12 protein-coding genes and 1 pseudogene are annotated in these 12,775 nt (G+C 72.6%); 8 read left to right on the forward strand and 5 right to left on the reverse strand.

All coding sequences use genetic code 11. The features are described 5' to 3' along the window. Positions 1-4: 4 nt before the first annotated feature. Positions 5-1,306 (reverse strand): ABC transporter substrate-binding protein, encoded by a 1,302-nt coding sequence (locus tag ACRAKI_RS03055; RefSeq protein WP_447005529.1) that lies wholly within the window; start codon positions 1,304-1,306, stop codon positions 5-7. A 259-nt stretch (positions 1,307-1,565) separates the two neighbouring features. Between ACRAKI_RS03055 and ACRAKI_RS03060 the strand changes: the two genes are divergently transcribed. The 4 genes from ACRAKI_RS03060 to ACRAKI_RS03075 all read left to right on the forward strand — a co-directional run bounded on the left by ACRAKI_RS03060 (position 1,566) and on the right by ACRAKI_RS03075 (position 7,495). Next, positions 1,566-3,557 (forward strand): beta-galactosidase, encoded by a 1,992-nt coding sequence (locus ACRAKI_RS03060; RefSeq protein ID WP_447005530.1) that lies wholly within the window; start codon positions 1,566-1,568, stop codon positions 3,555-3,557. 1 nt (position 3,558) lies between these two features. Beyond that, on the forward strand, positions 3,559-4,356 hold the full coding sequence (locus ACRAKI_RS03065) for a DeoR/GlpR family DNA-binding transcription regulator (protein WP_447005531.1): 798 nt from the start codon (positions 3,559-3,561) through the stop codon (positions 4,354-4,356). After that, the gene (gene galT, locus ACRAKI_RS03070; protein WP_447005532.1) at positions 4,353-5,444 is read left to right on the forward strand and encodes a galactose-1-phosphate uridylyltransferase; all 1,092 of its coding nucleotides are present in this window, start codon (positions 4,353-4,355) and stop codon (positions 5,442-5,444) included. The genes ACRAKI_RS03065 and galT overlap by 4 nt, the downstream gene beginning before the upstream one ends. A gap of 101 nt (positions 5,445-5,545) precedes the next feature. Further along, on the forward strand, positions 5,546-7,495 hold the full coding sequence (locus ACRAKI_RS03075; RefSeq protein ID WP_447005533.1) for a trypsin-like peptidase domain-containing protein: 1,950 nt from the start codon (positions 5,546-5,548) through the stop codon (positions 7,493-7,495). Positions 7,496-7,569: 74 nt separating this feature from the next. Here ACRAKI_RS03075 and ACRAKI_RS03080 read toward each other — a convergent pair whose 3' ends face one another. From ACRAKI_RS03080 to ACRAKI_RS03090, 3 genes and pseudogenes are all read right to left on the reverse strand, one after another. Further along, the gene (locus ACRAKI_RS03080) at positions 7,570-7,944 is read right to left on the reverse strand and encodes a hypothetical protein (protein WP_447008623.1); all 375 of its coding nucleotides are present in this window, start codon (positions 7,942-7,944) and stop codon (positions 7,570-7,572) included. Further along, positions 7,913-8,029 (reverse strand): annotated as a pseudogene (locus ACRAKI_RS03085) (glycosyltransferase); the annotation flags it as partial. The gene ACRAKI_RS03080 and the pseudogene ACRAKI_RS03085, both read right to left, overlap by 32 nt. Further along, complete coding sequence (locus ACRAKI_RS03090) at positions 8,026-8,604, reverse strand: glycosyltransferase family 2 protein (protein ID WP_447008320.1); 579 nt, start codon at positions 8,602-8,604, stop codon at positions 8,026-8,028. The gene ACRAKI_RS03090 and the pseudogene ACRAKI_RS03085, both read right to left, overlap by 4 nt. A 143-nt stretch (positions 8,605-8,747) precedes the next feature. On the opposite strand from ACRAKI_RS03090, the gene ACRAKI_RS03095 reads away from it, so the two are divergent. The 4 genes from ACRAKI_RS03095 (at position 8,748) to ACRAKI_RS03110 (ending at position 11,706) form a co-directional block, all read left to right on the forward strand. Beyond that, positions 8,748-9,500: a hypothetical protein gene (locus tag ACRAKI_RS03095; protein ID WP_447005534.1), complete on the forward strand. Its 753-nt coding sequence runs from the start codon at positions 8,748-8,750 to the stop codon at positions 9,498-9,500. An 84-nt stretch (positions 9,501-9,584) separates the two neighbouring features. Continuing rightward, positions 9,585-9,983: a hypothetical protein gene (locus ACRAKI_RS03100; protein WP_447005535.1), complete on the forward strand. Its 399-nt coding sequence runs from the start codon at positions 9,585-9,587 to the stop codon at positions 9,981-9,983. A gap of 8 nt (positions 9,984-9,991) precedes the next feature. Next, entirely contained in the window at positions 9,992-10,687 is a 696-nt protein-coding gene (locus ACRAKI_RS03105; protein WP_447005536.1) for a response regulator transcription factor, read from the forward strand. Beyond that, complete coding sequence (locus tag ACRAKI_RS03110) at positions 10,687-11,706, forward strand: sensor histidine kinase (RefSeq protein ID WP_447008321.1); 1,020 nt, start codon at positions 10,687-10,689, stop codon at positions 11,704-11,706. Before ACRAKI_RS03105 ends, ACRAKI_RS03110 begins: the two co-directional genes overlap by 1 nt. On the opposite strand, the gene ACRAKI_RS03115 is transcribed toward ACRAKI_RS03110, so the two are convergent. Beyond that, entirely contained in the window at positions 11,675-12,694 is a 1,020-nt protein-coding gene (locus tag ACRAKI_RS03115; RefSeq protein WP_447005537.1) for an NAD-dependent epimerase/dehydratase family protein, read from the reverse strand. The two genes, ACRAKI_RS03110 and ACRAKI_RS03115, sit on opposite strands and share 32 nt — an antisense overlap. Positions 12,695-12,775 lie beyond the last annotated feature (81 nt).

The raw sequence follows: 12,775 nt of genomic DNA on the forward strand, positions 1-12,775 counted from the left end.
GCGGTCACTCCGTGAAGATCGTCTTCGCCTGGTCGGCCATGCCCTTGAGGATCGCGTCGATGTCGTCGGGGTTCTGGATGAACGCGTTGATCCCGTTGGTCGCCGCGTCGCTGGCGAACCGGGGGTCGGTGTCGCGGTCGAGGAACTGCGTGATGTGCGCGGCTTCCTTGATGACCTGCGCGGCCTTCTTCTGCAACGAGTTGTAGCCGGACGTGTCGGCCTTGTTCGACGCGGCGACCTGCGTCGGGTCGGCCTTGAGGTACGCCAGCTGCGCGGCGGGCGTGGACAGGAACTCCAGCAGCTTGCTCGCGCCCTCGGGGTTGCCCGGCTTCTTCGACATCATGTAGCCGTCGATCGGGGCTTCCACGGTGTCCTGCCCGTGCTCCGGGTTGATCTCCGGGTACGGGAAGAAGTCGAGGTCGTCCTCCTGTCCCTTGAACTGCTGGGCGACGAACGTGCCGAGCAGGAACATGCCCGACTTGCCCTGCTGGAGGGACTGCGCGGCCTCCTGCCACTCGCGGCCGAGGGCGTTCTCCTGGTGGAACGGCAGCAGCCGCTTCCAGGTGTCGAACACCTCGCGCACCTTGGGGCCCTGCCAGTCCTCCTTGCCGGCCATCAGGTCGACGTGGAACTGGTAGCCGTTGATGCGGAAGTTCAGCTGGTCGAACGTGCCCATGCCGGGCCAGCCCTGCTTCTGCGCGAACGCGATCGGCGCCAGGCCGTCGGCCTGCATCCGGGTGGACAGCGCGACCATCTCGTCCAGCGTCTTCGGCACGGTGTACCCGCGCTGCTGCCAGACGCTCTTCAGGTAGAACATGCCCCACGGGTACTGCACGAACGGGATCAGGTACTGCTTGCCGTCCGAGGCGGTGGACGCCTCCTTCAGCCCGGGCTCGTAGTTGTCGGAGACCTTCGACCACACGTCGCTCAGGTCGCCGGTCAGGCCCTTCTCGGCGAAGAACCGCATCCGGTAGCCGGCGAACCACGCCAGCACGTCGTCCGGCCTGCCCTGCAGGTAGTTGTTGATCTGCTCCTGGTACTGCTCGTGCTGCTTGGTGTTGATCGCGACCTTGAGGCCGGACTCGCCCTCGAAGGACTTCAGCACCGCCGTGATCGCGTCCTTCGGCACCTGGTCGGACAGGTTGTTGCCGAACGACACCGTGTCGGTGGAGCCACCACCACCGCCGTCACCGGAGCCGCACGCGGCCAGTCCGGGGACCGCGGCGATGCCCGCACCGGCCAGGACGGCCTTCAGCAGGGCACGCCGCCCCATGAGGGGATGGGGACTGGCGGAGAACCTCGTCATCGTCGCTCCTACAGGGGACATTCGACCGAATCAACCGAACACCGACACCAAGTCCAACAAGAGTGATCACAATGTGGTGTGCGGCACACGGGCTGTCAAGCGCCGTTATCGAGCCGTTAATGCGGCTGGACCTTGCTGAATCGAGCTGAACTGGTGTACCACCACAGCATCTCGATCTTGTACCGCCGAACAGAGGTAGTCGGGTGATTTTGTTGGACTGTGTTGACGTTTGCCATGACGGTCCGTCACGCTTGCGCGCATGACGACGTGGCCTGACGGCGTGCGCGGCCTGGCCTGGGGCGCCGACTACAACCCTGAGCAGTGGCCGGAGCAGGTCTGGGCCGAGGACATCGAGCTGATGCGCCGGGCGGGCGTGAACCTGGTCAGCGTCGGGATCTTCTCCTGGGCGCTGCTGGAGGTCGAGGACGGCCGGTACGAGTTCGGCTGGCTCGACCGGGTGCTCGACCGGTTGCACGAGGGTGGTGTCCGGGTGGACCTGGCCACCGCGACCGCCGCACCGCCGCCCTGGCTGACCACGGCCCACCCGGAGATGCTGCCCGAGACCGCCGACGGCGTCCGCCTCTGGCACGGCTCGCGCCAGTCCTACTGCCCCAGCTCGCCGGTCTACCGCGCCAAGGCCGTCGCGCTGGCCCGCGCGCTGGCCGAGCGGTACCGCGACCACCCGGCGCTGTCCGCGTGGCACGTGGGCAACGAGTACGGCTGCCACGTCTCGCGCTGCTACTGCGACCGGTGCGCGGTGGCGTTCCGCACCTGGTCGCAGGCCCGCCACGGCACCCTGGACGTGCTGAACGAGGCGTGGGGCACGGCTTTCTGGAGCCAGCGCTACACCGCGTGGGACCAGATCCTGCCGCCGCGCACGTCACCGTCCACGAACAACCCCGGCCAGCTGCTCGACTTCGACCGGTTCTCGTCCGACGCCCTGCTGGAGCTGTACAAGGCCGAGCGGGACGTGCTGCGCGAGGTCACGCCGGGCGTGCCGGTGACGACGAACTTCATGGCCGCCGCGTTCGCCCAGCTGGACTACTGGAAGTGGGCCGCCGAGGTCGACTTCGTGTCCAACGACCACTACACGTTCGGCGAGAACCCCGACCGGCACATCGACCTGGCGTACTCCGCCGACCTGGTGCGCGGGCTTGCGGGCGGCAAGCCGTGGCTGCTGATGGAGCACTCCACGTCGGCGGTGAACTGGCAGCCGCGCAACATCGCGAAGCAGCCCGGTGAGCTGCGGCGCAACTCGTTCACGCACATGGCGCGCGGCGCGGACGGCACCCTGTTCTTCCAGTGGCGGCAGTCTCGGGCGGGCGCGGAGCGCTACCACTCGGCCATGGTGCCGCACGCCGGGACGGACACGAAGGTGTTCCGCGAGGTCGAGCGGGTCGGGGCGGAGTACCGGCGGATCGCCGAGATCGTCGGGTCCACAGTGGACGCCTCGGTCGCGGTGGTCTTCGACTGGGAGTCGTGGTGGGCGCTCAAGCAGCCCGGCCACCCCACGTCCGACTTCTCGTACCCGGACACGGTCTTCGGGCTGTACCGCGCGTTGTGGCGGGCGGGGGTGACGGTTGACTTCGTGCGGCCGGGCGCGGACCTGTCCGAGTACCGGCTGGTCGTCGTGCCCGCGCTGTACGCGGTGGACGACGCGACGCCGTACGAGCGGTACGTCGCGGGCGGCGGGCACCTGGTCGTCACCTACCTGTCCGGCGTCACGGACACGCGCGGCCACGTGCACCTCGGCGGTTACCCCGGCGCGTTCCGCGACCTGCTCGGCGTGCGCACGGAGGAGTTCTACCCGTTGCGCGCGGGCGAGGTCGTGGCGCTCGACGACGGCTCGTCGGCCACGGTCTGGACCGAGCACGTGCACGCGAACGGCGCGGAGGTCGTCGCCTCCTACGTGGACGGCCAGTTGCCGGGCGTCCCCGCCGTGACGCGGAACGACCACGGCGACGGCGTGGCCTGGTACCTGGCGTGCGGCCTGACCGGCGACGGGCTGGACCGGGTGGTCCGCGGCGCGCTGGACCTCGCGGGCGTGGCCACGGGCCCCGAGGACGTCGAGGTGGTTCGCCGCACCGGTGAGGTGGCCGGGACCGCCGTATCGTGGCTGGTCGCGGTGAACCACGGCGACGGCGACGCCGAGCTGCCCGCGGTGGGCGTCGAGCTGCTGTCCGGCGCGCGTGCGTCGGGCCGCGTGGTCGTGCCCGCCGGTGGCGTGGTCGTGGTCAGGGAAGAGGTGTGACGTGCTGGCACGCCAGCGGCAAGCGGTGATCCTGGAAGAGGTCCGGCGCACCGGCGCGGTCCGGGTGAGCGACCTGGTCGTCCGGTTGGGCGTCTCCGACATGACCGTGCGCCGCGACCTCGACGTGCTGGCCGCCCGCGGCCTGGTGGAGAAGGTGTACGGCGGCGCCACCTCCGTGGTCGGCCGCAGCACCGACGAGCCGGGCTTCGAGGCGAAGTCGGTGCGGCAGCTGCCGGAGAAGGAGGCCATCGCCGCGTTCGCCGCGGGCCTGGTGCGCCCGGGCACGGCCATCGGCCTGTCCGCGGGCACCACCACGTGGACGCTGGCCCGGTTCCTGGACGACATCCCGGACCTGACCGTGGTGACCAACTCGATCCGGGTCGCCGACGTCCTCCAGCAGAGCGGGCGCACGGACCGGACGGTGGTCCTCACCGGCGGGGTGCGGACGCCGTCGGACGCGCTGGTCGGGCCGGTCGCCGTGCAGGCGCTGCGGTCGCTGCACCTGGACGTGGTGTTCCTGGGGGTGCACGGCATGGCCGAGCGCTCCGGCTTCACCACGCCCAACCTGAACGAGAGCGAGACCGACCGCGCGCTGGTGGACGCCGCCGGCCGGGTCGTCGTGGTTGCGGACAACACCAAGTGGGGCACCGTCGGCATCTCCACCATCGCCGCGCTGGACGAGGCGGACGTGCTGGTGTCCGACGAGAGGTTGCCCGAGGCCGCGCGGGCGGTCCTCGGCGAGCAGGTCGGTGAACTGGTCCTGGCGCACGTGCCGGGCCGCGGAGAGGAACTGGCGTGAGGCGCACGGCTGGGGAGCTTGCCGATGGTCGGGAGATCATCTACTTCGACGACACCCCGGATCCGCCGCCTCGGCAGGCGGTGGACACGCGCGACCTGCCGCGCGCGCAGGCGCTGTCGGAGGTGCGGCGCGACCCGTTGACCGGCGAGTGGGTGGCGATGGCCGCGCACCGGCAGACGCGCACGTACAAGCCGCCGGCCGACCTGTGCCCGCTGTGCCCGTCGACACCGGGCAAGCCGACCGAGATCCCCGAGTCGTCGTACGACGTGGCGGTGTTCGAGAACCGGTTCCCGTCGTTCGCGCCGGACACGCCGGAGCTGCCGTCCACTGTGGACGGGATGCCGATGGTGGCGCGGGCGGCCGGGCGCGGCCGGTGCGAGGTCGTCTGCTTCACGTCCGACCACAACAAGTCGTTCGGCGCGCTGCCCCCTTCCCGGGTGCGGACGGTGGTGGACGCGTGGGCGGACCGCACCGAGGCGCTGAACGCCACTCCGGGCGTCGAGCAGGTCTTCCCGTTCGAGAACCGGGGCGAAGAGATCGGCGTGACGCTGCACCACCCGCACGGGCAGATCTACGGCTACCCCTTCGTGACCCCGAAGACGGAACGGATGCTGGCCGCTGCGGCGGACTACCAGGCGTCACACGGCCGTCCACTGATGGGTGACATCCTGGCGGCCGAACGGGCCGCCGGCACGCGGGTCGTGGCGGAGAGCGAGCACTGGACGGCGTTCGTGCCGGCCGCCGCGCGGTGGCCGGTCGAGGTGCACGTCGTGCCGCACCGCCAGGTGCCCGACCTGCCCGCGCTGGCGGACGCCGAGCGGGACGACTTCGCGGGGTTCTACCTGACCGTGCTGCACCGGCTGGACGCCCTCTACCAGCGCCCGCTGCCGTACATCGCGGCGTGGCACCAGGCTCCCGTCCGCGTCGGGCGTGACCTGTCGTGGCTGCACCTGCAGGTGTTCTCGGTGCTCAGGGCGCCCGACAAGCTCAAGTACCTGGCCGGGTCCGAGTCCGGCATGGGCGTCTGGATCAACGACGCCACGCCCGAGCAGATCGCCGAAAGGCTGCGCGCGGCGGTCACCGGGTGAGTCGATCCCCGGGGTGATCGGGTGAAGGTTCGCGCGGACTCACACCTGATGCCCAGATTCGTTTAAGGCTGCTCTCAGGCGGGCACCGCACAGTTGTGGACATGACCGAGAACGAGCAGCCGAAGCAGCCACACCAGTCTCCGCCGCCTGAGCAGCAGAGCCCGTGGGCACGCGGAGGCGCCGGTCCCGGTCATGGCGACGCCGGTGGTGTCGGTGCTGTGCAGGGCGGCGCCGGCGCACCGGAGTCCACCGGAGCGCGGGGTGCCTGGCAGGGAGGCCCGGCGCGACCGGAGGACGTGGCCGACGGATCGGCGGCAGGGGTCGATCGGTCGGACGTCGGGTCGGCGGGTGCTTCGCAGGGGAGCACCGGCCGACCCGCCAGCCCCGAGGCGCAGAGCGGTTCGGACGCCCGGACCGGCCAGGACGCGCAGGCAGGCACGCGGAGCGACGCCGACCAGGCCGCTTCGGGTGTGGTGGGTGAACCTCAGGACCGGGGCCTCTACCCGGACAGCGTGACCACGACACCGGCCGAGGCCGGTCGTCCCTCGGACTTCGGCTCGCCGGGCGCTCCTCAGATGAGCGCGGGTCAGCCGGGAACCGGTCAGCCCGGCGCCGTGCAGGGCGGCGTCGGCTCGACCGGAGCAGGTGTGGCGGGCGGCGTGCAGGGCGCCGCCGGTCAGGCCGGAACCGGCGGGTTCGGCGCCGTGCAGGGCGGCGCCGGCCTGTCGGGTTCCGGCTCGGAGGCCTGGCAGGCCGCCTACCGGCGTCCGGAACAGGGACAGTCGGAGCACGGCCGGCAGGCACACGGACAGCAGATGCTTGGCCGGCACGCACACGACCAGCAGGCGCACGGGCAGCAGACCAACCCGTTCGGCGTTCCCCGGCAGGCCGGCGCGCCGGACCACGCCGGCCCCGCGCAGCCGGGCTACCCCGGCGCGCCCTACTACGCGCAGCCCGGACAGGTCCCGGAGCAGTCGCGGCCACGGGGGCGCAACAAGGTCGCCGCCGGTGTGGCCGCGCTGGTGCTCGCCGTGGGCGGTCTCGCGGGTGGGGTCGGCGGCTACGTCGGCTACCAGGCGGCCGAGTCGGCCGGACCGGTGACCAACGCGCTCAACCAGGCGCCACCCGCCCAGCAGACGTCCGACGCGCCGGAGGGCTCCATCGAGCAGGTGGCCCAGAAGGTTCTGCCGACGGTGGTCCAGGTCCAGGTCACGGGCGGTGCGGGATCCGGGTTCACGCTCAGCTCCGATGGCCTGGTGCTGACCAACAACCACGTGGTCGAGGCCGCCGCGTCCGGCGGTCCGATCAAGGTGCAGCTCCAGGACGGCCGCTCGTTCGACGCCAAGATCGTCGGCCGCGACCCGTCGTCCGACCTGGCCGTGGTCAAGATGGAGGGCGTCTCCGGCCTGCCCACTGCGGAACTCGGCAACTCCGGCGACCTGAAGATCGGCCAGGACGTGGTGGCCGTGGGCTCCCCGTTCGACCTCAACGGCACGGTCACGTCCGGCATCGTCAGCTCGCTGAACCGGCCGGTGCGCGCCGGCGGCCGGCAGGGCACCCCGGACACCGTGCTCAACGCCATCCAGACCGACGCCGCGATCAACCCCGGCAACTCGGGCGGCCCGCTGGTGAACATGCGCGGCCAGGTCGTCGGCATCAACTCGGCCATCTACAGCCCGAACTCCGGCGACTCCACCCAGGGCGGCTCGGTCGGCATCGGCTTCGCCATCCCGATCGACCAGGCCCGCCGCACCGCCAAGGAGCTGTCGGAGACCGGCAAGGCCACCCAGACGGTGCTCGGCGTGCAGGTGGGCGACGCCCCGACCGGCGGCGCCGTGGTCCGCGACGTGACCGCGGGCGGCGCGGCCGAGGCGGCGGGCATCAAGAACGGTGACGTGATCACCAGGTTCGGCGACCGGCGGGTGGAGACCTCGGACACCCTCGTGGCCGCCGTCCGCTCCCGTGCGCCGGGCGAGAAGGTCCAGGTCACCATCGGCAACGACCGCACGGTCGAGGTCACGCTCGGCAGCCAGACCGTGGAGCCGCGCTAGCCACCCCAGCACCCCGGTACCCCGGCTCACGTGCCCCGAGCCGGTCGACGAGGCCGCGTGCCGACAGGTCCCCTTCACCTGTCGGCCCGCGGTCTCGTCAGCGTCACGACCAGGACGCCGACCCAGACGACGGCCACCGCCACCAGCAGGCCGACCAGGTAGTCCCGGTCGTTCAGGCCGGGGTTGGGCGGGCCGGCGAACGGTCGCCACAGCAGCGGGACGGCCAGGGCGAGCAGCACTCCGCTGAGCACCCCGCCGACCCGGACGGGGGCGCGCCACCGTTCCGGAACCCAGCGGGCGGTGAGGAGTCCCAGCCCGCCCAGGAGGGGCGCTAGCAGGAGGTCATGCAGGACCGGGCCGCCGATGAACCACAACGCCAATTCCACGTCGACCAGCGGCAGGAGCAGGAACGCGCCCGAGCGCGGCGGCGGCGACGTCGGCCGCCTCACCGGGCGTCGCGGGCGGGCAGAGCCGGGTCTCGGCCAGGTCGGGCACCGGGGCCTTGGCCACCACCAGCAGGCTCGCGCGCGTCATCGCAGCACCGCCGCCATGTCCCGCACGGCGCGGACGGTGCCGCGGACGGAGCCGGACACCTTGGACTTCGTGCCCGCCGCACGCGGCCCGTAGCGCACGTCCCGCTCGACCACCCGCCACCCGGCCGCCGCCGCGCGCAGCAGCAGCAGTTCCAGCGGGTAGCCGAACGCGCGGTCCTCGACGGCCAGGTCCAGCAGGTCCTGCCGGCGGAACGCGCGCATCGGCGCGATGTCCCGCACCGGCAGCCCCTTGTGCCGCAACAACGCGGCCAGCACCGCGTTCCCGGTCCGCGCGTGCCACGGCCAGCTGCCCGCCTCCGGCACCCGACGCCCCACCGCCAGGTCGGCCCGCGCGAGCAGCGCCACCAGGTCGGGCAGCTCACGCGGGTCCAGCGAGCCGTCCGCGTCGAGCACGCACACCACCTCCGCGCCCAGCGACCGGGCGATGACCGGCGAGCCGTCCCGCGATCCGTTGTCCACCACCAGCGGCCGGTAGCCGGCGGGCATGGCCCGCAGCACGCCCGGCAGGGCCGCCGCCTCGTCCAGGCAGGGGAGCACCACGTCGACTTCGTCCACGAGCACCAGGACGGTCCGCCCCGGACGGTCGGGAACCGTTGTGCCGCTTACCGAATCCTGACGTGTGAACCAGTTCTTACGGACCGCTGACGGATGGCGCCGTGACCGCGCGGCCCCGGCGACGAGGGCTCTACGGTGGGCGTGTGCTCCGTGTCCTGGCCGCCGTGGCCCTGGTCGCCTCGGCCGCCGTGGTCGGCGTGCTCCTGGGCGGTGAGCGCACGTTCGCGGGCGCGCCGCCCCTGTTCGCCGGGTGGTTCCCGCACGTCGGCATCGGCACGCCGTTCGCGGTGCTGGTCGCGCTGCTCGTGGTGGTGTGGGGGCCGGGCCTGGCCGGGCGGCTCCCGTGGCGGGCGGCGTTGGGCGCCGGGTACGCGACGGCGGTGGCGTGGATCTCCTCGCTGGCGGTGGTGGACGGGTGGGAGCGCGGGTTCAGCGGTCGCCTGACCACGTCCGACGAGTACCTGCACGAGGTGCCGGGCGTGACGGACGTGGGCGTCATGCTGCGGGAGTTCTCGTCGCGCATCCTCGACTTCCAGCCCGACTCGTGGACCGTGCACGTGTCCGGGCACCCGCGGGGCGCGCTGCTGGTGTTCGTGGGGCTGGACCGGGTCGGGCTCTCCGGTGGCGCGTGGGCGGCGGCGTCGGTCGTGCTGGTGGGCGCGTTGACGGCGATCGCCGTGCCGGTGACCGTGCGTGCGCTGGTGTCCGAGGAGCACGCACGGGCCGTGCTGCCGTTCGTGGCGCTGTTCCCCGGCGCGGTGTGGATCGGGGTGTCGGCGGACGGGCTGTTCGCCGGTGTGACGGCGTGCGGGATCGCGTTGCTGGCCACACGCGGGCGCTGGCCGGTGGCGTGGTGCTGGGCTTCTCCGTGTTCCTGTCGTACGGCCTGGTGCTGATGGGTGTGCTCGCGCTCGCCGTGCTGTGCTCTGATCCTCTGGGGCGGATCCTCTGGGGCGCGACTGGCGGCGGATCGGCGTGCGGTGCTGGGCGCGGTGGGGGTGGTGGCGGTGTTCGCGGTGCTCGGGTTCTGGTGGCTGGACGGCTACCACCTCGTGGTCGAGCGGTACTACCAGGGCATCGCGTCGTCCCGCTCCTACGGCTACTGGGTCTGGGCGAACCTGGCCGCCGCCGTGCTCGCGTGCGGTTTCGCGCCATTCGCCGCCCGGTGGCGTGGGCCTGCCCTCACACTGGCTGCTGCCGCGGCGGTGGCCATCCTGGTGGCCGACGTGTCCGGTTTGAGCAAGGCCGAGGTGGAGCGGATCTGGCTGCCGTTCACCGTGTGGCTGGTGGTGCTCGTGCCGGACCGGCGACGGCCCTGGCCGGCGGCGCAAGCGGTGACCGCTCTGGCGGTCAACCACCTCCTGTTGACCAACTGGTGAGGCGCGACGTGGAAGAGACGACCGGGCGGGTCCTCGTCGTGGACGACGACGTGACCGTGCGCGATGTGGTGCGCCGGTACCTGGAGCTGGCCGGGCACGAGGTGGAGCTGGTCGGCGACGGCGAGAGCGCCCTGCGCCGGTTCGCCGAGCGCGAGCCGGACGTGGTGGTGCTGGACCTGATGCTGCCCGGCGTGGACGGGCTGGAGGTGTGCCGCCGGCTGCGGGTGCGCAGCGCGGTGCCCGTGGTGATGCTGACCGCGCTGGGCGAGGAGGAAGACCGGATCGCCGGGCTCCGGCTCGGCGCGGACGACTACGTGACCAAGCCGTTCAGCCCGCGTGAGCTGGCGCTCCGGGTCACGTCGGTGCTGCGCCGGTCGCGGGTGGCGGCGTCGCGGTCGTCGTCCGTGCTGGAGGACGGCGGGCTCCGGGTCGACGTGGGCGCGCGCTCCGCGTGGCTGGACGGGCATGACCTGTCGTTGACCACCCGCGAGTTCGACCTGCTGGTGTTCTTCCTCACCCACCGGGGCACCGCGTTCAGCCGGGGCGAGCTGCTGTCCCGGGTGTGGGGCTGGGAGTTCGGCGACCAGTCCACCGTGACCGTCCACGTGCGACGGTTGCGGGAGAAGGTGGAGGTCGACTCGGCCCGGCCGGTGCGGATCTCCACCGTGTGGGGCGTGGGCTACCGGTACGACGGCGGCGCGTGATGCTGGTCGAGATCTACCACATCCTGCCGTTCGCGGTGCTGTTCTCGCTGCCGCTGGCGCTGCTCGGGGCGGTGGTGCTGCGGAGGCTGTCGAGCGGGTCGCTGGCCACCGCGCTGACCGTGCTGGCGATCGTGCCGGTGGTGGCGACCATCGGCGGGGTGCTCGCGGTGAGCGGGTTCATGTTCACCCCGATCCTCACCACGACCCTGCTGGTGTGCCTGCTGGTGGCGCTGGTGACGGTGCCGACGGCGGTGCTGCTGGGCCGGGCGCTGGCTCGGCGGAGCGTGTGGGAGAGCGAGGCGCGGGAGCGGGAACGCGCGGCGGAGGCGTCGCGGCGCGAGCTGGTCGCGTGGATCAGCCACGACCTGCGCACGCCGCTGGCCGGCATCCGGGCGATGGCCGAGGCGCTGTCGGACGGCGTGGTGTCGCGGCGGGACGAGGTCGCCGAGTACGCGGGCCGGATCTCCGCCGAGGCCGAGGCGTTGTCCGGGATGGTGGACGACCTGTTCGAGCTGTCCCGGATCACCGCGGGCGCGTTGCGGCTGACGTTGTCCGAGGTGCCGCTGGCGGACGTGGTGAGCGAGGTCGTGGCGGCGGAGAGCCCGGTGGCGTCGCGCAAGGGCGTCCGGCTGCGGGCCGACGCGGTGACGTGGCCGGTGGTGCTGGGCAGCGACCCGGAGCTGGCGCGGGTGGTGCGGAACCTGCTGTCCAACGCGATCCGGCACACGCCGCCGGACGGGACGGTGGCCGTGCGGGTGGACGTGGACGGGACGTCGGCGCTGCTGCGGGTGGACGACGGGTGCGGCGGGATCCCGGAGGCGGACCTGCCCCGCGTGTTCGACGTGGCGTTCCGCGGCACGCCGCACCGGCAGCCGGTCGGCGGCGGGCTGGGGCTGGCGATCGCGCGCGGCCTGGTCGAGGCGCACCAGGGCACGATCGACGCCCGCAACCACGGGCGCGGCTGCCGGTTCGAGGTGCGGTTGCCGCTCAGCGCAGGGGATCAGCTGCGAACTGCTTGACGCCCGCCGCGAACGACGTGGCGGCGTGGAAGCCGAGTAGTCCACGCGCCTTGGCCGGGTCGGCGACGACGTGCCGGACGTCGGCCGGTCGTGCGCCGCCGACGATCCGCGGCCCGGGGCCGCCGCACGCGTCCGCCAGGTGGGTGGCGAGGTCGCCGACGGTGTGCGGCTCGTCGGAGCAGACGTTGAGCGCGGTGAGGGCGCCGGGCGTGCCGGGGCGGTGGAGGGCGAGGACGTTCGCCCGCGCCACGTCGGTCACGTGCACGAAGTCACGGCGCTGCCGGCCGTCTTCGAGGACGGTGGGCGCCTCGCCGCGTTCGAGCGCGCTGCGGAACAGGCTCGCCACGCCCGCGTACGGGGTGTTCTTGGGCATCCTCGGGCCGTACACGTTGTGGTACCGCAACGCCCACACGTCGCCGCCCGTCTGGCGGGCCCACGCCGCCGCGTAGTGCTCCTGGGCGAGCTTGCCGGCGGCGTACGTGCTGCGGGGGTCCAGCGGGGCGTCCTCGGGGACCAGGCGCGGTTCCAGGGGGTCACCGCAGTGCGGGCAGGGCGGTTCGTAGCGGCCCTGGTCGAGGTCGGCCTGGCGGCGTGGCGCGGCCCGGACGACGCCGTGCTCGGCGCACTCGTAGGGGCCCTCGCCGTACACGACCATCGACGACGCCATGACCAGGCGCTTCACGCCCTTCTCGTGCATCGCGGCCAGCAGCACGGCGGTGCCCAGGTCGTTGTTGAGCGCGTACAGCGGCGCGTCGGACGGGTCGAGGCCGTGGCCCACGACGGCCGCCTGGTGGCACACCACGTCCACACCATCGAGGAGGTTCTTCACCGTGTCGAGGTCGGTGACGTCCCGGGCCCCGTCCGGTCGGGTCCGGTGGGCCTGGGGGAGGTAGGCGTCGAGCACGACGACGTCGTGGTCCTGGTCGGTCAACTGGTCGGCGATGTGTGAGCCGATGAACCCGGCCCCGCCGGTGAGGAGAACGCGCACGTCACCGAAGTTAGGGGTGGTTCGGCGGGAGTGCCCGGCGCGGCAGCGTGACGTCATGGAACCGCCAGATCCTCCGATTGA

It is taken from the genome of Saccharothrix isguenensis (genome assembly GCF_052936305.1).